We start from the raw sequence: 19679 nt of genomic DNA on the forward strand, positions 1-19679 counted from the left end.
GTCTTTACAAATTTTTCACAAAAGACCCAATACGGTCCAAAGCCTCGTTCAGCTGTGAAACGGAAGTCGCATAGGAGCACCGGACGAAGCCTTCTCCGCCGTTGCCGAACACCTGTCCCGGCACGGCCGCCACCTTCACTTCGGTCAGAAGGCGCTGAGCGAACTCTTCCGAGCTGAGGCCTGTCGAAGCGATGGAAGGGAACGCGTAGAACGCGCCCTGAGGCTCGTGGCAGTCGAGACCGATCTGCCGGAAGCCTTGAACCACCAGGCGCCGGCGCTGGTTGTAGGACTCGATCATCCGGTCTTTCTCCTCCAGTCCGTTGCGGAGCGCCTCAAGAGCGGCAATCTGACCCATGATCGGAGCGCACATCACCGTGTACTGATGGATCTTCAGCATAGCGGAGATCAGGTCCGGATGCCCGCACATGTAGCCGACTCTCCAGCCCGTCATGGCAAAAGCCTTTGCGAAGCCGCTGACGAGAATCGTGCGGTCCCGCATGCCGGGCAGCGATGCGAAGCTCACATGCTTGCTTCCGTACGTGAGCTCCGCATAAATTTCATCGGCGATGACGATCAGATCGTTCTCTTCCACGATCCGGGCGATCGGCTCCCAATCCTCGTACGTCATGATGCCGCCGGTCGGGTTGCTCGGATAGCTCAGAACGAGAACCTTGGATTTCGGCGACAGACTTGCGCGGAGCGCCTCGGGCTTCAGCTTGAAGCTGTCCTTCGCGAAGGTCTCGATGCCGACCGGGATTCCCCCGCCGATCGTAACGATCGGACTGTAAGCGATGTAACAGGGCTCGGGAACGAGAATTTCATCGCCCGGCGTAATCAGCGCGCGCAGCGCAAGGTCAATCGCCTCGCTGCCGCCAACGGTTACGACGACCTCGTTCGAAGGTTCGTATTTTACGGCGAAATGCGTATATAAATACTCGGCGATCGCTTCGCGAAGCTCAGGGAGGCCCGCATTCGGCGTATAGTTCGTCCGGCCTCTTTCCAGGGAATACACGCATGCCTCGCGGACATGCCAAGGCGTCACAAAATCCGGCTCCCCGACGCCCAGAGAAATAATATCCTTGCTTCCGCTTACCAAATCAAAAAAACGCCGGATGCCCGAAGGAGGAATGTCCCGGACCAGCGGTGACAAATAGCCCTGCATGGATTTCGGTTTTCGTCCGATTTCTTCCTGGTTTATCATCGTCATCGTCCTTTATGGTGAGACCAGCATCCGATGATCATCCTCACGGTCATCGAAAATGATTCCATCCTGTTTGTATTTTTTCAGAATAAAATGAGTTTTGGTTGACAATACCCGGTCCAGTGTCGACAGCTTGCTGGAAACGAAAGAAGACACTTCTCTCAGCGTACGGCCCTCGATCTCCACAAGCAGATCGTAAGCTCCGGACATCAGATAAACCGACTTCACTTCCGGATATAAATAAATGCGTTCCGCAATCGCGTCGAATCCGGTTCCCCGTTCAGGCGTGATCTGCACTTCGATCAGCGCGTTCACCTTGTCGCTGTCCACTTTGCTCCAATTGAGCACGGTGGCGTACTTCACGATGATGTGCTCGTCTTCCATCTGGCGGATGGCCGCCGTCGCCTCTTCTTCCGTAATTCCCAGCATGGTCGCGATAAGCGCCGGAGAACGGCGGGAATCCTCTTTCAGAATATCCAGAATCTTGTGCTTCAAATCGTCCATCGTCAAGCCTCCTACTAAGAATCATCATGAATAAGGTCCAATGAAATCAAGCATCGGATCGGGAAAATCGTTATCTTCCATATTACACGCAGCCCCCGCCGAATTCAATAAAAAACGGAAGCGCAAAAAAGCCGCAAGCACGTGCTCCTTGCAGCTTCCTTTACTTGCCCCGGCACGCGGTGCGGCATCGCCCGACGGCGGTGAACCGCAAGGCCAACCGCTGCGGCCTGCCGAAGCTTCCGTCACGCAGCTCTCTGCCCGAAAATCCTTTCTGCGTAAGCAATCTGCCTATGCATGGGCTTCCGGGGCAGCCAGACGTGCTTTGTTGTGCTTGTAGGACAGCCCGCCGTCCTGACGGCTGCATTCCGCTCAGCCTACTGTACGGCTGTAGGCCGACTGCTTGCCGCGAAGCAGACGCAGCATGGCCGATTCGATCCCTCTCTTGCGGTAGGAAGGCAGAATAAGAACCGAAAGGGATACTTCGTTCTCCCACTCTACGTCTCCGGTACAAAACGCGATTCCAACCAGCTTCTGATCCTCGTAAGCGGAAATAAACCGGCCGTTCGCGATCTGTTTCAGATTTTTACGATCGACCTTCTGTGAAGTTAATTCTGTATAGGATTGTATAAAGGGATTCAAGACCCATGGTTTAGGCATTTCACCGGACAACGAAATCATTAATGTAGGCCACCTTTCTACGGACAAGTGAATATGTGATAATTATACATGATACTGTATTTTTATTCAATGACTTGCTCTCATATTCCGCACTTTCCGCCAAGAAACCTATTCCCCTCCTTCAGAAACGTCCGCAATACGCGCAAGGCCAAAACACTCCGGCCATTCCGCACTAACGCCTGCGGGTGTCGAGACGAAACTTTCCGTTCTTTATATGTATCCTTCACAAATTTGGTGAGCATTTTCGCATACTCACATGCATATGGGCTTTCGGTTTGATTTTATTTACAAATTCTCAATCATCTTCCTCTATTCTCCAAGTTGACAAAAAATGGATACCGTTATACATTTGATTCGTAAGGTGTCCTTATTAATTAAAGGGATGATTGATTTTTCATTCCTGTTTCATCCAATCTTACCGGGAGGGATCTTCAATGAATATGTTGAAAAAAAGCACGCTTGCGGCAGCACTTCTGCTTTCCGCACTGTCCTATGCGGGGGTATCCTCCGTTTCCGCTTCCAGCAATAATATAGCGGCGGGCAAAATTCCCGTATCAAACACGGCCCTTGCCAACCCGGCTCTATCCACGGACGGCAAAAGCGATGACAGTACACGGTTTACGGAAGCGGGGACCGGCAGCACCTACATCCAGCTGGATTTCGGCGCAAGCTACAAGATCGACCGGATTGCACTGTGGCAGTATTACCTTGATCAGCGGACGTACAAGGATGTGATCGTCCAAGTATCGGACAGCGCGGCTTTTACGAAAGCCACTACCGTTTTCAACAATGACGCGGACGGCTCCTCCGGCCTGGGAAAAGGAACCGATGCCGAGTATGCGAGCACGGCGGACGGTAAAACCATTCACTTCAACCCCGTAAATGCCCGCTACTTAAGAATCTACTCCAACGGAAGCTCTGCCAATGCCTACAACCATTTTGTCGAAGTTCAGGCATGGACAGCCGATACCGCCTACCGGACGAACAACGTCGTCTTCACCACCCCCGATTGGGTGCTTTATCCCCAAACGGACAGCACGATTCAAACCGTTATCGGGCAAATGAAAACGTATCAGACGAAGTTTCAAATGATCGACATCGGTTTTTTCGATAAAGATTACGACAGCAAAACGTACGATGACGATGAACAGCTTCCGATGGACGGCACGATGAGACCCGCCTCCTATGCTCAGCTCGGCAGATGGGTTCAAATGTCCCGGCAGCTCGCTCCCGAAATGAAACTGATCGGTTCGGTGAACGGAAATTCCATTCTCCATGTGCAGGGGCTGCCTTGGCAGGAAAAATTTGCGGATAAACCCGCAAAATTGCATACCCCTTCCGTCTCCAAATCCGTAATGCACGACAACATCGCGAAGCATTGTAAACTAATGGTCGAGAAGTACGGCCTCGACGGAATCAACCTGGATTTCGAACCGCTGAAAGCGGGCGCCGCCAGCCAAGATTACAGAGAGCTTATCCAAAAAGTGAGAACGGCGATCGGACCTTCCAAGCATTTGTCCATCGACGGGAACCCGTTCGCTTCCAGCATGCCCGCCGGTGAAATTACGCAGTTCGGTGCTCTGCTTGATATGATCGTCGTCATGGACTATGACACGACCGATCCGAGCGGTCCGGCTCCCTACCCCGCAAACGAGTCCACCTCGGATGCGTCTTCCTACAAGCTGGCCATCAAGGACAGCGTCAAACGGTTCAGCAGCGCGCTTCCGGCCAACTGTGCCCTGGTTCCGCTCGGGCCGGGCGTGTACGAAAACACGGCATCGCACCTTCCTCACGAAAACGCGGCCAATCATTCGATAGCCGTTAATCAGGCCATTCAAGAAGGAGCCCGCGTTGCCGGTTCGGGAGTCTGGTGGTTTGACGGGGCCAGAAACAGCACTGCGGAAACCGCGGACTTTGTCTCCCGCTGGATCAACGGGACTCCTTAACGTTAGAAACCGTCGCCGGTATAAAACGGCGAGCGGCCAAAAAAAGAGCCTTCCCTGAACTTTGGGAAAGCTCTTTTCATGCGGACACCGATTGCGCGCCCTATTCGGCACGTGCTGTATGAGAACGCCCCGGATCGACTGTTGATAATCAAGTGTCCGACCTTGTATCGGTCTGAACGAGCCTCTTACGCGGAAATTTATCCTCGCGGAATGACGCAGTGATGTGATAAGGCCGTATGCGCCGCCATCCCGCGTTTTATTCGCCGAAGATGCCCATACTGAGGTAACGCTCGCCCGTATCGGGCGCGATGCACAGGACGCGCTTGCCGGGACCCAGCTTGCGGGCCACCTGGATGGCCGTCCACACGGTCGCGCCAGCGGACGGACCGACGAGGATGCCTTCCTTGGCCGCGAGCTCGCGGGTGGTGCGCAGCGCATCCTCGTCCTCTACCCGGACGATCTCATCGTAGACGTCCGTGTTCAAAATCTTCGGCACGAAGCCCGGCGACGTGCCGACCAGCTTGTGCGGGCCGGGCTCTCCGCCCGACAGCACCGGCGATCCGGCGGGCTCGACTACGTAGATCTCGATGCCCGGGATCCGCTCGCGGAGCACCTCGCCCGTGCCCGTGATCGTCCCGCCCGTGCCGGACGAAGCGACGAACGCGTCGAGCCTGCCGCCCGTCTGCTCGAGAATCTCCAAGGCGGTAGTCACCCGGTGAATGTCCGGGTTCGCCTTGTTCTCGAACTGCTGCGGAATGAAGCTGCCGGGAATGCCGCGCTGAAGCTCCAGCGCTTTGGCAATGGCACCCGGCATACGTTCCGCCGCAGGCGTCAGCACCACATCCGCTCCGTAGGCCTTGAGCAGAGTGATCCGCTCCTTGGTCATGTTATCCGGCATGACCAAAATCGCTTTATACCCCTTCGCGGCCGCGTTCATCGCCAGTCCGATGCCGGTGTTGCCGCTCGTCGGCTCGATGATCGTCGCGCCGGGCTTCAGCAGGCCGTCTTGCTCGGCCTGCGCTATCAAATTATAAGCCGCGCGGTCTTTTACGCTCCCGCTCGGATTGAAATATTCCAGCTTAACATAGACTTCCGCATGCTCTTCGCTTGTCAGGCGGTTAAGCCGTACGGCAGGCGTGTCTCCAATCAGTTCCGCGATGCTGTTTACCAATTTCCCGCTCATTACCGGTCTCCTCCCCGAAGCACGATTGTTCCTTTTTCCAACACATTGGGTTCCAAACATATACCCACTATTTTTATAGGAATGGACAGCTCTGTCAAGAGTTTTCTGGGTTCAGAACCTTTCTCATGAAGAGCCAGCTCAGGAAAGGCGCGCTTCCGATCACAAGCAGCAGCGTATTGATTACCATCGGAGAGGTGCTTTGAGAAATAACGGCAATAAACAGCAGCGTACCCAGAACACGCCCGGCATTCAGTGCCAGCTCCCTCAAAATGACGAACTCCTCCCGGTGTTTCACGCTCTCCTCGTCTTTTCCGATCAGATCAAATACGGACGACGTCATGGGAATCGTAAACAGCGGCAGAAAAAGGGACGTCCCGATTCCGAATACGAGCAAAGTCATATAATTCACTTTCCAGAAAAAAGGGAATATAGCCGCGATCACCATTAGGACCCCGATGAGCATCCCTCTGCTTCTGTATTTGGGTTTCAGCACACGGCCCACCAGCCAGAAACTGACGAAGGAAACTCCCGAAGTAACCAAGGCGTAGCTTCCGAGCTTTTGCTCGCTCGTCGTAGCGATATACACCAGCAGCGAAATCATAAACCCGAATACGCCTTCGCGGAAACCTTGCGCCATCAAAGCGGCACACACCGGCCGCCACGGAGTATCGCCCTGCCGCAAATGACGGAAACCGTACGTCCAGCCGTAAGTGCCTTCGATCTTCCGCTTTTTCAGGAAAAAGCTCACCGCCACGCCGAGAACAAAAATACCGAGCGAGATCGAGAAGATAACCCGGTAACCGCTCGTACCCGTCATATGAACGATGATGAGTCCGGAAATCCAAGGGGCCAGCATCCCGACGCCCGCTCCCAGCAAGCCCGCCCAACCGTTGAATTTGTCCCGTGTCTCCCTGCTCGTAACCTCGAAGTAGACGATGTTGAACGCCAGCCAGAAAAAACCCGAAGCCATCCCCTGAACCGCACCGAGCAGAAAAATGTAATTCACGCTGGACAGACCGAGCATTAGAACGAGCAGGTAAAAAACCGCCGACATGACAACGCCCGCACGGAGGCAGTTCATTTTGTTATGTTCTTTCACCCACTTGCCCGCCACCCAGAAGGTGAGCGCCATCGCAAGCTGATGCGTGAGTGTAAACCATCCGATCATGGCAAAATCGCTTTTGGCTTTCCACAGGTAAATACTGACGAACGTCCCGGACAAGGCGTTGGCGGCCGCGAAAAGCATATTTTCTATAAGCAGCAGGGCGGACTGGGCATCCAGTCTTCCAATGGTAGGTTTCTTCTTCTTCCCCGCGGAAGCTGCGGTATCCGCTTCATGTTCCCAGGGCTGCGCTTCGGCCGATTCCTCGGCTGTTCCGAGCCAGCCTGCCAGCCGGGAGCGGCCCCGGTATTTGTCCTGCTGCATCCTCAAATCCCTTCCTTTCGAAGCCTGATCTTCCTTATCCTGTCCAAAAGAAGGTCTCTTCAAAGAAGCAAACAGGTTCCGTTTTTTTCCTGTTTTCCTTGCCAGGAGACCCCGCTCATGCGTGAACGCCGCACCGCTCCAGCCCAAGCCGCGGCATGGCGGCTGACCGCAGTCATGAAGCCGAACACAGCTCCGTGAGCCTCATGCGAAGCGGAAAAACAAACCGCTGCCGTCCCAAGGACGGCAGCGGTTTACAATGGATCTCTTTAGTTGTCCGTTCCCTCTTTGGACGGATTCAAAACGGCCAGAAGCTTTTCCCGGTCTTCTTCCGCCAAAAAGGTCTCGACCTTGAAACAGGACGGGCAGACAAATACATTCAATTTGTAGCCGGGATTCAGGAAAGGCCTGCCGACCGGTCCCGGTATGACGGGAGTATAGCCTGTACCCGCAGTTACCTGCGTGCCACCGTGGAGCATAAGTTCCCGGCAGGCGGAGCACTCCGGCGCTTCCTCCTGGGTATCCAGCACATTCTGGACGGCTTCGGCGTATTGATTGGTGTAGCTGCCGTCTTCTTCCCAGTCCAGGAAATCATCCGGACTGGCCGCCGGTTCCGCTTCGTTAGCCGGCTCTTCCCCGTCTTCTTCATCCGCACCAAGCCGGATACTGCGGTAATCGCTCAGTTCGTTATAGCAGTGCGGACATTCTTCTTCCAGTCCGATCTCCGGATCCCATACGATTTCCGTCTGACACCACGGACATACGGTTTTCAGTTCTTCCTCGTTCACGCCAGTTCACCTCCGACAGGTCAATGATTCATCAAATACCAGACGCCCAGCCCCATAAACAATACGGCCAGAGCAAATAAAATTCCCCATAAATATTTCATCTTTCGCTTTCCTTTCCGCCATCGCCAAGCGCCCGAAGAGCCGGATTCGAATGCCGCCCTTTAAGGCACGCACGCTCCGACGACATACGAAATGGAGACGGATATCATCAGCGACAGCAGTCCCACCGCGCGGTTGTCTTTCTGGATTTCTTCGTCGATTTTAAAATACGGCGTCAAAAATTCAAAAATAAAATAAGCGGCCATCAATAGAAGGAAGCCGTATCCGGCCCAAATGAGAGAGCGGATAAGCGAATCGTTGTTTTCGATAGCAAACCGGAACAGATTGCAGATCCCGAATATTTTACCGCCCGTAGCCATAGCTACAGAGACATTCCCGCGCTTGATCTCTTCCCAGTCGTTATACTTCGTTACAATCTCGAAAATGGTAAGAAATACGATAACGGCCACGACCGCCACAGAGAAGTACGCTAGCGCTCCAAGGTAAGGATTGCTGACCAACTGATTCACCTCTTCGTACAAATGTATGCCTCCTCCGTCGCAAGGAATGGTAAACAAGGGAAGAGACTGAGAAAATTCTCAGTCTCCGCGTTAGGCATACCGCCATTATATCATGCTTATTGTTTTTTTTCAGCCAGCTTCGCTTTCATGGCCGCAAGCTCGTCGTCGATTCCGTCGTTCTTGCCGAGCTGGTCGAGTTCGTCGTCCAGGCTCTTGCCTTTGGAGCGGAGTTCGCCGCTCGCTTGCGCTTCGGCTTCAAGCTGCAGCACCTTCTCGGACATGCGGTCGAAGCCTTTCGCCGCGTTGTCGGTTCCGAAACCGGACATCGCCTGGTTGATGTGCTTCTGGGCTTTCGCCGCTTCGGCACGGGCGATCAGAAGGTCTTTCTTGTTTTTCATTTTCGAAAATTCGTCTTTCATTTCGGCGAGCTGATTACGAAGCTGATCGGCATTCGTTTTGGCGATGTCGTACTGGCGCTTCATTTCGTCGAAACGGGTCTGGTGCTCTTTCTTGTCTTCCAACGCGCGGCGGGCGAGGTCTTCATTGCCCTGCTCCAGAGCTTTCATCGCCTGCTCCGTACGCTTGCCGACCATTTCTTCCGCTTCTTCGTACTGCTGCTTGAATTTCTTCTCGATCGCGATCTGCTTGGCTACCGCCACTTCCGCTTCCTGAATGTCCTGCTCCATGTCTCTGAGGAACTGGTTCAGCATTTTTACCGGATCTTCCGCTTTATCGAGTAAATCGTTCATCGAAGCCATCGTCAAGTCTCTAAGTCTTTTAAAAATTCCCATTTGGAATTCCCTCCCGCTTTCGTTTGAATTGTGCTTTTAAAACTTTCATACTTTTTCATACGGGGGACCTGCAAGAACGTTTCAATCATTTCCAAATATTTTTACGGAACTTCCATCCCGTTAGTTCAGTTCAACCACCGTTACGCCGTTGCCGCCCTCGTTATAGGCTCCGATCCGGAAGCTTTTGACATGCTTGTGCTTGCGCAGATAGTCCTGGATGCCCGTCCGCAGCACGCCCGTTCCTTTGCCGTGGATGACGTACACCTGGGCAAAGTTGTTTAGGAACGATTCGTCCAGGAACCGGTCAAGCTCCATGATGCCTTCTTCCACGTTCGTTCCGCGAAGATCGACCTCCATGCGGATATTATCGTCCCGAGTTCTTTTAACCGTGGCGGCCACCTGCTGAACCGGCTTCTTCTGAGGCGAAGCCTTGATCACTTCCAGGTCGGTCTTGTTCACCTTCATCTTCATAATGCCGAGCTGCACCGTCACTTCCGACGGATTCACGATTTCCACGACGTGGCCTTTCTGGCCAAGGCTCACTACGCGCACCTCGTCACCCGGCTCGACCTCCGCCTTGCTCCGCTCGGGGCGCTTAGCTCCCGGCTTGCGGAGCTTCGGCTCGGCCTCGTCGAGGCGTCGGCGGGCGGCGATCAGCTTGTGATCCTTGATCGCGCCGGCCTCTTCCTTCGCCAGACGCCGCAGATCGGCGATGATCTCTTCCGCTTCGCGGCGGGCCTTGGCGATCGCGTCCTGCGCTTCGCGCTCGGCTTTGAGCAGCACCTTGTCGCGCTGCTCCTCCAGCTTGGCGCGCTCCGCGGAGAGCGCCGCCCGCAGCTCTTCGTTCTCGCGCCGAATCTGCTCGGCGCTGTGGCGCTCCGCTTCGGCGGTCAGCCGGTTCTCCTCCAGCGAGGCGATCATCGACTCGACGCGCTGGTCCTCGTCGCTGACCTGTCCGCGCGCCTTGTCGATAATCGCGCGCGGAAGACCGAGGCGCTCCGCGATCGCGAACGCGTTGCTTCGGCCGGGAACCCCGACGAGCAGGCGGTAAGTCGGGCTCAGCGTCTGCACGTCGAACTCCATGCTGGCGTTGATCACGCCGCGGCGCTCGTAGGCGTACGCCTTCAGCTCGCTGTAGTGGGTCGTCGCGATCATGCGGCAGCCCATCCGGTGGATGTTCTCCAGCAGCGAGATGGCAAGCGCGGAGCCCTCGGCCGGATCGGTGCCGGCGCCCAGCTCATCGAGGAGCACGAGGCTCTTCGGCGTCATATCCCGGAGGATGCCGATAATATTCGTCATATGGCTGGAGAAAGTACTGAGGCTCTGCTCGATGCTCTGCTCGTCGCCGATATCGGCGAAGATGCCGTCGAAGACGCACAGCTCGCTGCCTTCCTCCGCCGGAACGAACAGGCCGGACATCGCCATAAGGCTGAGCAGGCCGACGGTTTTTAAGGAAACCGTCTTACCGCCGGTGTTCGGACCCGTCACGATAATCGTCGTGAAGCTCCCGCCGAGTTCCAGATCGATCGGAACGACTTTGTCGAGCGGGATCAGCGGATGACGCGCCTTTTTCAGCTTAAGAAAGCCCCGGTCGTTCAGCTCCGGCAGCGTCGCTTTCATTTCACGGGCAAGTCCGGCCTTGGCAAACGTAAAGTCCAGCTGAGCAAGCAGCTCGACGTCCGAGAGGAGATCTTCCTCGATTTCCGCAACCTGGGCCGTCAGCATCCGGAGAATTTTCTCCACTTCGGCTTCTTCCTTGAATTTCAGCTCGCGGAGCCGGTTGTTCAGGGTAACGACGGCTTCCGGTTCGATAAACAGGGTAGCTCCCGAAGCGGACTGATCATGAATCATGCCCCCGAACGAAGAGCGGTATTCCTGTTTAACGGGAATGACATAGCGGTCTCCCCGCATAGTGACCAGCGCATCCTGCAGCATCTTCTGCACGGATGGGTTGCGGATCATCTGCTCCAGCTTCTCGCGTACACGCGCTTCGCCCGTACGCAGCTCGCTGCGCACCCGGGAAAGCTCGCCGCTCGCGCTGTCCATCACCGCCGCGTTGTCGTCGATGCAGCTTTTGATCCGATCCTCCGTCTCCTTGTTGTCGCTCAGCAGCTCGGCCCAGCTCAAAAGCATCGGAACCGGATGCTGTTCATCCATCGTCTCCAGGAATTTGCGAAGCCGTCGGCCCCCGTAGATCGTAGTCGCGATATCAAGAAGCTCGCTCGGGTTGAGCATTCCGCCCACTCTGGCCCGGTGAACGGCCGCACGGATATCGCGGATGCCCCCGAAAGGAGCCCCGCCCTTAAGACGGTCCACAGCGAAAGCTTCGTCCGTCGCCTGCAGGCGCAGCTTCACTTCTTCGAAATCCCCCGAAGGTTTTACCTCCGCCGCTTTAGCCGTTCCCAGCGAGGTGGCCGCGTGGCTGCTCAGTTTATGTGTGATTTTATGAAATTCCATGGTCTTAAACGTTTTGGTATTCAAAGCATTCTCCCTCATCACATCTAATATGATCTCTTTATTATATCCAATCCGGGACGGCGAAGCTATGGAGAGTTCTTTTATAACCTCCGGTTCATGCGAAAGCGCGAAGGCGGGCATGCTAAAAGACGCGCATCCTGCCATGATACGCGGCGGCACGTTTACGTCTTTCGGTCCTCGGGCCGCAAGAAGAAGAGAACCCGTTCAAACGGGGAATCAAGCGCCGACCGCTGCGTTGCGCCGTTCCGTCAACAAATCAAGGAGGTGCCTTTCCGATGCGATTTCTCGGTCATGTGATCAGATTTATCGTTTCCGCACTGATTTTGATGGTTGTCAGCTGGATCGTTCCCGGTTTTTCAGTGGGCGGGTTCGTAAGCGCCCTGCTGCTGGCCATCGTCATTGCTGTGCTGGCCTGGATTATCGAAAGCATCTTCGGCAGGCAGATTACGCCGTTCGGACGGGGAATCGTGGGCTTCCTGACAAGCGCGCTTGTCATCTGGCTGTCCCAGTTCATCGTTACGGGCGTACGCGCCTCCATCATCGGTGCAATCCTTGCCGCTCTTGTCGTCGGAATTGTCGATCTGTTTATTCCGGTCTCTCCGTTTGACAGAAAAGACAGCCGACACAAAAGCACGCACTGACCGGCGGGATGCCGCGGCCGGATTCTCGCTCTCCCGAGCGGAATCCGGTCTTTTTCATCTTCCTCTTTCCTCCTTTACCCCGACCATTTCCTCACATCCTAATCGACGATTTGTCATAAAGGGTTCACTTGTTAGCCGCTGACTTCCCCGCCTTCCGGGTGTATGATGAGGGTGTATGAAACAAAGGGAGGGAATTTTATGAAAAAAACAGCAGCACTGCTGATGGCTCTGGTCCTTGTATTCGCTCTGGCCGCCTGCGGCAAAAAGACGGATACTACGGCTACGGACGCTAACGCGACGGCAAGCCAGGAAATTACGCTTCAAGCTTCCAATTGGAAATTCGATCAGCCTGAATATAAAGTCAAAAAAGGCGAGCCCCTGAAAATCAACCTGGAAATCAAAGAAGGCGTTCACGGCGTATCGATTCCCGATTTGAAGGTCAGTCTCGACAACAACAGCAAGAGCAAAGTCATTACTCCGGAAAAAGCCGGCACTTACAATATTCTCTGCAGCATTCCCTGCGGAAGCGGCCACTCCACAATGACGGCCAAGCTCGTTGTAGAATAAAATAAGCCCGCCGGTCATTTCCGGCGAGTCTAAATAAAGGCTTGCGGTTACGTATCGTTCGATACGTCCGCAAGCCTTTTTGGTTTGGCCGCAAAGCAGGTGCAGCGGGCCCTGGAAAGCTGTTAGATTGACTTCCGTCATGCGGCGCCGCAACACGTGAACGCTTTTCCGGCAAGAAAGGACATACCTGTCACAGTCTGTCCCCGCTCACCAGCCTATGCGCCGGGGCCCGGATGGTCTCCTCTCCTTCTGCGCAGCAGGGTAAAAATACCGAATGCGGCGAGAGGCGGCAGAATCGACACGTAATACAGCCCGCTTTCGGTCAGTTCGACAGAAGTGAGATGCCATTCCCTAGCGGCCAGATAGCCGAGGGCGAGAGTCAGCATCGTCAGGCTGAGCTGCAGCGGAATGAGCGGCATCCCGATTTTTTTACGGAATTCCCCAAGCCCCTTCAAAGCCCCCATCCGGAGCAGCAGCCTTACCGGAATGCTCAGCAGCGTCTGGGCGAAAATAAGCAGCAGAGCCAGGCTGAGCAGATCCTCGGACTGTTGGAACCAGACACTGTCGGGCAGGAACGTCCCCGCACTGAGTAGAGCCGCATAGACGCACACGAACATAATCAGCAGCGGCAGCAGGAAAAAGAACGTCACGGCCAAAGCCGTTATGACCGACTGCAGGAGAGCGGCACCCTCCGCTTTTTGTTTTCTACGAATCCATACATAAAACCAACCGAGACATGCTGCAGCCATGATACAAGCTGTGGTCACAACGCTGCCGGCGGCTAACGTCTGTTCCATACGGTTTCTCCCTCCCTTGCTCCACAATCGCATCGTCGTCGCTCGCCGTGACGGAAGCAGGCTTAGGCGGGATAGCCGCGTGCATCTGCGTAGTCTTGCTTGTACGAGGAGTACCGGTGCAAATTCCAGCAACCGCGCTTCACGCCGACCGGATTCGCTGGAGAGCCGATTATAATGAATAAAAAACCTCCCTTACGGGAGGAAGGATCCTTGAACTTACATGCTCTGCTGCCATAATTTCCGGGCCCATTCCATTACGTCATTCAGGATATAAGGAGCAAACCGGGACTGACCGAGCTTGTCTTGAACATAATCGGACGGCAGGATCGTCATGATATGAACCGCAACCGCGGCAATCACAAAAGCTTCTATCCCTCCGAGCAGCGCCCCCGTCACCCGGTTAACGGTATGCAAACCAGGCAGCCGGGCAATCAGGTTGAGCATTCTCCCCCCGATTCCAAGGGCAAGCTTGACCAGAAAGAACAGCAGGGCAAAAGAGAGGGCATTCGCGATATAACGCTCCAAATTCAGCCCTTTTACCAAAAACTCATATTTATCATAACCGGAAAAAGAAGAAAGGGAAAGCCATTGCAGTAAATACGTGGCAACGGGCTCGTAAAAACGGACGGCGACGTACAGGGCGATAAACAATCCGGCAATTGAAACCAGCTGAGAGATCAATCCCCGCGCGTAGCCCAGAACAAGTCCTCCGGCGATAAGCACGAGGATAGACCAATCCAGCACATTCCAGGAAGGAAGAGTCATTATTTCTTCGGTTCTTCCATCACAAGCTGAATCCATTCGTTATACTCCGTTTGAAGCTTCGCATACTCGTCCTGGAGCTTGCGGTGTTCTTCCTGCAGTTCGTCCCAGCGTCCCTTCGTCTGTTCATGCAGACGGCTCATTTCTTTGAGGCCCTGCTCCGCCTGGAGGTGAGCCTGCTCCAATTCCTCCAGCTGATGCCGGAGAAGTCCGCTCCGCTTAGCTTCCGTTTCCAGTTCTTCGGTAATCCGGGCCACTTCCTGGCGAAGCTGTTCGGTCTCTCCGCGCAGGCCGCCCAGTTCTCCAAGGCTGGCTCGCTCGTGATCAGCCTGCTCGTCCATAAGCTGGCGGTACGCGTCCAGCTCTTCCTGCAGAGAGCGGCGCTCCTGCATCGAGCCGTCGAGCTCCCGGCGGATAGCCTGCTCCTGGAGCACCTGCTCGTGAGCCATCTGCTGGGTAGCGGCTACTTCGCGGAGGGCGGCCGTCAGCTCGGCATTGAGCGCCTCTCCGGATGCCTTCACCCGGTTAAGTTCCTCGCGCAGCTTCGCCTCTCTCTCGGCCGCATCTTCCCGGCCGGCAAGCGCCTCGTGCAGCTGTCCGGCAAGCTCTTCCGCTTTGCGCCGCGCTTCGGCGGACTTGTCGCACTCGGCGGCCAGCTCGCGTACCGCAGCTTCGCGGGCGGCTTCCAATACGGCTGCCGTCTCCTGCAGCTTGGCCGCCGCCGCGCCCTGGCCCTGCTCCAAATCTTCGAGGAGCGCTTCGGCGTCCTGACGTGCCCGGTTCAGCTCGCCCCGGATCGTTTCTTCGCGTTTGAGGGCCGCTTCCAGCTGAGCGGCAAGTTCCGCTGCCGCAAGCCGCTCTTGGGCCGAACGGCCGCGTTCGGACGCAAGCTCCTTGTCGGCCTTTTCCCGAGCGGCGGCTACCTGGCTCAGCATGAGTTCGCCCTGCTTGAGCGTTTCGGTCAGCTCTTCCTTAAGGGAAGCCTCCAGCTTGGCGCGGTCCTCACGGGCGCGGTCCACTTCCGCACGCGCTTCCTCCAGCGCCTTCTCCGCTTCACGCAGCCGCTCAGCCGCGGCGCTCTGCCCCTGCTCCAGGTCCTCCAGCAGCGCCTCGGCGTCCTGACGCGCCTGCCCCAGCTCCGCGCGCAGCGCTTCTTCGCGCTCTTCGGAGGCTTTCAGCCGGGCCGCCATTTCCTCCCGCAAGGAGGCTGCGCGGGCTTCCGCTTCCCGCTCCGCGGCTTTCGCGGCGTTTGCGGCACTCGCGGCGGCTGCCGCTTCCTGCTGTGCGGCGCGCAGGGCTTCGGATACTTTCCGCAGCTCCTCATCCGCTGCGGATTTATCCTGCTCGAGGTCTTCGAGCAGGGCTTCGGCGTCCTGCCGCGCCTGTGTCAGCTCCGCACGGAGCGTATCGACAAGCTTCGCGGCCGATTCGCGCGTCTGTTCGGCTTCCTGCCGGGCCGCTTCAAGCGCTTCGGAGGTTTCGCGCAGCTTGGCCAGGGCAGCGGCCTTCTCCATCTCGGCCGCTTCCCGCGCCGCTTTGTCCCGCTCCGCGGCTCCCGCCGTTTCCAGCAGCTCCCGCTCGGCTCTTTCGCGTTCCGCGGCAAGTTCGCGCTGGCGGGCGGCTTCGCCTTCCCGCTGTGCGGAAGCCAGCTTCTCGGACGCTTCCTTGTGAGCTTCCTCCAGCTTCTCCGCCGCCTCTAGCTCCGCAAACTCGAGCTGTTCGGCAAAATCTTTCCGGGCGGCGGCCAATTCTTCCGCCGCCTCGCTGCGGGAAGCCGCCAGCTCCCCGGCTTCCTGCCGGACGGCCGCAAGCGCCTGCTCCGTCTCGCGAAGGCGGACTTCCGCGGCTTCCTTCTCGCGCTGGACCGCCAGACGTGCCTCGGTCTCCCGTTCGGCCGCTTCCATCGCTTCCAGCAGCTCCTGCTCCGCTTTCCCCCGCTCTTCGGCAAACTCCCGGCGAAGCGCTTCCTGCGCGGCCTCTGCCTCACGGCGTGCCGCTTCCAGCTGAACGGCAATTTCCTTGCGGGCAGACTCCAACTCCTCGGACCTGCGCTCCGCCGCCTGAAGCTTCTCCGCGGCAGCGCTCTGCGCAGACTCCCGTTCTGCCGCCGCTTCCTTGCGCAGAGCTTCCATCTGCTCTTCCGCCTCCAACTGAGCCAGCTCCGCTTTCTCGCGCTCTTCTTCCAGCTCCCGGCGAAGCGCTTCCTGCGCGGCCTCGGCCTCACGGCGTGCCGCTTCCAGCTTGTCCGCCGCCTCCCTACGGGCGGCCTCAGCCTCCTCGGCCCTGCGCTCCGCTGCCAAAAGCTTCTCCGCAGCAGCGTTCTCCACGGCTTTCAGTTCGGCCGCCGCTTCTTTGCGCACGGCTTCCAGGCGCTCTTCCGCCTCCAGCTGTGCCAGCTCCAGCTCATCCGCGCTTTCCCGCTTCAGAGCTTCCAGCTGTGCCGCAGCGGCTTCCTTCTGCGCTTCGAGTTCGGCCGCTTTACGCTCCGCGGCTTGCAGTGCTTCGGACGCTTCGCGCAGCTTGGCTTCCGTGTCGACTTTCTCGCGCTGCACCGCTAAACGCGCTTCTGTTTCCCTCTCAGCCGCTTCCATCGCTTCCAGCAGCTCCTGCTCGGCCTTCTCCCGCTCGGCAGCCAGTTCCTGCCGGAACGCTTCACGCGCGGCCTCGGCCTCACGCTGCGCTTCCGCCAGCTTGTCCGCCGCTTCCTTGCGGGCCGCTTCCAGCTCCTGCGCTTCGCGCGCGGCGGCTTGGAGTTTCTCGCCGGCTTCGCGCCGCGCTTCCTCCAGCACCGCTGCCGACTCCCGTCTTGCGATGTCGAGCTGTTCTTCCGCTTCAAGCTGCGCCAACTCCAGCTCTTCGGCTCCTTGACGCCTCAAAGCTTCAAATCGCTCGGCGGTTTCGCGCTCCAGCGCTTCCAGACGCGCGGAAGCTTCTTCCTTCTCCGCTTCCAGCCCGGACGCTCTCAGGTCCAATGCCCGCAGAGCCTCGGACGCTTCGCGCAGTTTGGCTTCGGCGGCCTCTTGGCCCCGCTGGGCCTCCTTGCGGGCCTCGCTTTCCTGTTCCGCCGCTTCCATCGCTTCCAGCAGCTCTTGCTCGGCCCGCTCACGCGCCGCCTCCAGCTCCTGCCGGAAAGCCTCGCGCGCGGCCGCAGCTTCACGCTGGGCTTCTTCCAGCTTGGCTGCCGCCTCCTTGCGGGCGGCCTCCACTTCTTCGGCCTCGCGTACGGCCGCCAGAAGCTTGGCAGCCGCTTCGTTCTCGGCTTCCGACAGCTTCGCTGCCGCTTCACGTCGTGCGGTCTCCAGCTTTTCCTCGGCTTCCAGCTGGGCCAGCTCCAGCTCCTCGGCGCTTTGCCGTTTCATAGCTTCCAGCTGCGCGTCGGTCTCTTTCCGCGCCGCTTCCAGATCGGCCGCTTCCCTGCGCAAAGCTTCCAGCTGCTCTTCCGCTTCAAGCTGCGCCAGCTCCAACTGCTCGGCAGACTCCTTCCGCAGAGCTTCGAGCTTCTCCGCAGCTTCCATCCGGGCCGTCGTCAGGCTCTCCTCCGCTTCCCGCCGCGCCGTTTCCAGCGCTTCTTCGGCATTTCGCAGTCTCGTTTCCGCCGCCGCTTTCTCGTTCTCTGCCGCTTCTCGCACCGCTTTGGATTCAAGGCGTGCCGCTTTGAGCGCTTCCGTAGATTCACGGAGCTCTTCTTCCGCCGAAGCCTTGTTCGCCTCCAGTTCTTCCAGAAGCGCCTCCGCGTCTTTACGGGACTTTTCCAGCTCGTCGCGAATTTCTTCCAGCTGATCGGCCGCTTCCCGCAGACTCTGCTCGCGCTGTGCGGTTTGTTCTTTACTTTCGGCCAGCTCGCGCTGCATATGCTCCCCGCGCTGTTTCATCAGCGCAAGTTCGGTGCGCTGCGTCTGCTCGCGCTCCCCGGCTTCGCGGAGCTGCTCCTTCAAGCTCTCCGCCGCGGCTTTTTCAAGCTCCGCTTCCTCCAGAAGCGCTTCGGCGTCCCGCTGGGCCTGCTGGAGCTCGCTGCGCAGCATTTTTTCCCGCTCGGCCGCCTGCTGAGCATCGGCGTTCAGCCGCTCTTCTCTTTCCCGGCTTTCGTCCGCCTCCAGTTTTGCCAGTTCGAGCGCATCCTTCAACTGGCGGAGCTGTTCCTCCGTGTTCTTCTGCTCGCGGGCAAGCTTCTCCAGCTCGGCTGCGGCCTGCTGCCGGTTCTCTTCGGCGGCGGCTTTTTCAAACTCCAGCTCCTCCAAAAACGCTTCGCCATCCTGCTTCGCCTGATCCGCTTCTTTCCGGACCGCGGCTTCTCTTTCAGCCGATTCCGCCAGTTCCTGCCGCAATTGTTCCATCTGCCCGGTCTGCTGCTGCTCCCGCTCTTTGGACGCCTGCAGATCGCGCTGAACTTGCTCGCTGCGCTGTTTGACCAGCTGAAGCTCGGCCCGCAGGGTCTGTTCCCTCTCAGCGGCTTCCTGGATTTGCAGAAGCGCGGCCGCCGATTCTTCTCTCGCCTGACCGGCCGCCGTTTTTTCCTGTTCCAACTGCTCAAGCAGCGAGTCGGCATCGCGCTTCGCCTGCCCGATTTTGCTTTCAAGCGTCTTGATTTGCGACGCCGCCTGCTCCAGCTCCTTTTTCCACTGATCGGCCTTGCGGGCTTCTTTCTCCATCTGCTGCTTAAGAGACGCCTGCTCCCGCTGGAGCTTCTCGGTACTTTGTCTGGCCTGCTGAAGCTCCGCCTTGAGCTGTTCTTCCCGCTTCGCTCCCTGCTGGGCCTTTTCCTTCGCCGCGTTCAGCTCCCGCTGATTCTGCTCCGCGCGCTGCTTCGTCTGCTCCAGGGATGCAGTCAGCTCCTGCTGGCGCTTGGCGGCCTTAGCTCCCTGCTCCCGGGCTTCCGCCAGTTCCGCTTTGCGCAGCTGCTCTTCCTGATGGGCTCTTTCGAGCTGCCCGCGTGCCGTTTCCACCGCGGCGTCGGCTTTGGAAAGCGCCCGCTGCAAATCGTTCAGCCGACTTTCCGTCTCGCTGAACCTCTGTTCGACTTTGGCTTTCTCATCCGTCAGATTGACGGCCGCCAGCACCGCGATTTTGTAGGTATCGAGTCTCGGATAGCTTTCGGCGATCTGCACCATCTGGTCATTGACTTCCGCCGCCACTTTGCGCACGTAGCCGGGACTGTTGCTGGCTTTCAGCTTATATTCATTTCCATATATATCAACGATGATTTTCGTTTTTTCTTCCGAATTCATGAGATATCCTCCTTCGGTTTAAACACTCGAATCCGGCCGCCTGCATGGCGGTTCCGGTTGAAGACATCGGATTTTTCCATTTGTTTCCTTGTTTTATAGAAAAAAGCCGGTCCATCGAAAAAGAATTCGATGCGA

15 protein-coding genes are annotated in these 19679 nt (G+C 57.4%); 3 read left to right on the plus strand and 12 right to left on the minus strand.

Annotated features, from left to right (window positions below):
- Positions 1 to 4: 4 nt before the first annotated feature.
- The 3 genes from AC58P5_RS13420 to AC58P5_RS13430 all read right to left on the minus strand — a co-directional run bounded on the left by AC58P5_RS13420 (position 5) and on the right by AC58P5_RS13430 (position 2383).
- Positions 5 to 1201 (minus strand): aminotransferase class I/II-fold pyridoxal phosphate-dependent enzyme, encoded by a 1197-nt coding sequence (locus tag AC58P5_RS13420; RefSeq protein WP_497387178.1) that lies wholly within the window; start codon positions 1199 to 1201, stop codon positions 5 to 7.
- A 12-nt stretch (positions 1202 to 1213) separates the two neighbouring features.
- Positions 1214 to 1705 carry an Lrp/AsnC family transcriptional regulator gene (locus AC58P5_RS13425; RefSeq protein ID WP_009676149.1) on the minus strand — a complete coding sequence of 164 codons (492 nt, stop codon included), beginning with the start codon at positions 1703 to 1705 and terminating at the stop codon, positions 1214 to 1216.
- A gap of 369 nt (positions 1706 to 2074) precedes the next feature.
- A complete protein-coding gene (locus AC58P5_RS13430; RefSeq protein WP_497387180.1) occupies positions 2075 to 2383 on the minus strand; it encodes a GNAT family N-acetyltransferase in 309 nt (102 codons plus the stop codon).
- Positions 2384 to 2817: 434 nt separating this feature from the next.
- On the opposite strand from AC58P5_RS13430, the gene AC58P5_RS13435 reads away from it, so the two are divergent.
- Positions 2818 to 4329 carry a glycosyl hydrolase family 18 protein gene (locus AC58P5_RS13435; RefSeq protein WP_497387182.1) on the plus strand — a complete coding sequence of 504 codons (1512 nt, stop codon included), beginning with the start codon at positions 2818 to 2820 and terminating at the stop codon, positions 4327 to 4329.
- A gap of 256 nt (positions 4330 to 4585) precedes the next feature.
- Here the strand turns inward: AC58P5_RS13435 and cysK are convergent, their stop codons facing one another.
- The 6 genes from cysK to AC58P5_RS13465 form a co-directional block, all read right to left on the minus strand.
- The gene (gene cysK, locus AC58P5_RS13440; protein ID WP_497387184.1) at positions 4586 to 5512 is read right to left on the minus strand and encodes a cysteine synthase A; all 927 of its coding nucleotides are present in this window, start codon (positions 5510 to 5512) and stop codon (positions 4586 to 4588) included.
- A 94-nt stretch (positions 5513 to 5606) separates the two neighbouring features.
- Positions 5607 to 6938, minus strand: coding sequence for an MFS transporter (locus tag AC58P5_RS13445; RefSeq protein ID WP_497387186.1), 1332 nt, complete (start codon positions 6936 to 6938; stop codon positions 5607 to 5609).
- Positions 6939 to 7204: 266 nt separating this feature from the next.
- Positions 7205 to 7723: a hypothetical protein gene (locus AC58P5_RS13450; RefSeq protein WP_497387188.1), complete on the minus strand. Its 519-nt coding sequence runs from the start codon at positions 7721 to 7723 to the stop codon at positions 7205 to 7207.
- Positions 7724 to 7884: 161 nt separating this feature from the next.
- Positions 7885 to 8304, minus strand: a complete 420-nt coding sequence (locus AC58P5_RS13455) for a DUF350 domain-containing protein (RefSeq protein WP_009676216.1) — start codon at positions 8302 to 8304, stop codon at positions 7885 to 7887.
- Positions 8305 to 8399: 95 nt separating this feature from the next.
- On the minus strand, positions 8400 to 9074 hold the full coding sequence (locus tag AC58P5_RS13460) for a PspA/IM30 family protein (protein WP_326055073.1): 675 nt from the start codon (positions 9072 to 9074) through the stop codon (positions 8400 to 8402).
- Positions 9075 to 9194: 120 nt separating this feature from the next.
- Complete coding sequence (locus AC58P5_RS13465; RefSeq protein WP_497387190.1) at positions 9195 to 11555, minus strand: endonuclease MutS2; 2361 nt, start codon at positions 11553 to 11555, stop codon at positions 9195 to 9197.
- Positions 11556 to 11827: 272 nt separating this feature from the next.
- Between AC58P5_RS13465 and AC58P5_RS13470 the strand changes: the two genes are divergently transcribed.
- Together AC58P5_RS13470 and AC58P5_RS13475 are read left to right on the plus strand one after the other, a co-directional pair.
- Complete coding sequence (locus AC58P5_RS13470; RefSeq protein ID WP_497387192.1) at positions 11828 to 12193, plus strand: phage holin family protein; 366 nt, start codon at positions 11828 to 11830, stop codon at positions 12191 to 12193.
- A gap of 198 nt (positions 12194 to 12391) precedes the next feature.
- Positions 12392 to 12760, plus strand: a complete 369-nt coding sequence (locus AC58P5_RS13475; RefSeq protein WP_497387194.1) for a cupredoxin domain-containing protein — start codon at positions 12392 to 12394, stop codon at positions 12758 to 12760.
- A gap of 215 nt (positions 12761 to 12975) precedes the next feature.
- On the opposite strand, the gene AC58P5_RS13480 is transcribed toward AC58P5_RS13475, so the two are convergent.
- The 3 genes from AC58P5_RS13480 to AC58P5_RS13490 all read right to left on the minus strand — a co-directional run bounded on the left by AC58P5_RS13480 (position 12976) and on the right by AC58P5_RS13490 (position 19544).
- The gene (locus AC58P5_RS13480; RefSeq protein WP_497387196.1) at positions 12976 to 13557 is read right to left on the minus strand and encodes a hypothetical protein; all 582 of its coding nucleotides are present in this window, start codon (positions 13555 to 13557) and stop codon (positions 12976 to 12978) included.
- A 216-nt stretch (positions 13558 to 13773) separates the two neighbouring features.
- Positions 13774 to 14358: a CvpA family protein gene (locus tag AC58P5_RS13485; protein ID WP_497387198.1), complete on the minus strand. Its 585-nt coding sequence runs from the start codon at positions 14356 to 14358 to the stop codon at positions 13774 to 13776.
- Positions 14322 to 19544 carry a hypothetical protein gene (locus tag AC58P5_RS13490; RefSeq protein WP_497387200.1) on the minus strand — a complete coding sequence of 1741 codons (5223 nt, stop codon included), beginning with the start codon at positions 19542 to 19544 and terminating at the stop codon, positions 14322 to 14324. Before AC58P5_RS13490 ends, AC58P5_RS13485 begins: the two co-directional genes overlap by 37 nt.
- Between the last annotated feature and the right edge of the window lie 135 nt (positions 19545 to 19679).

Source organism: Paenibacillus sp. JT31N7, from assembly GCF_059692095.1.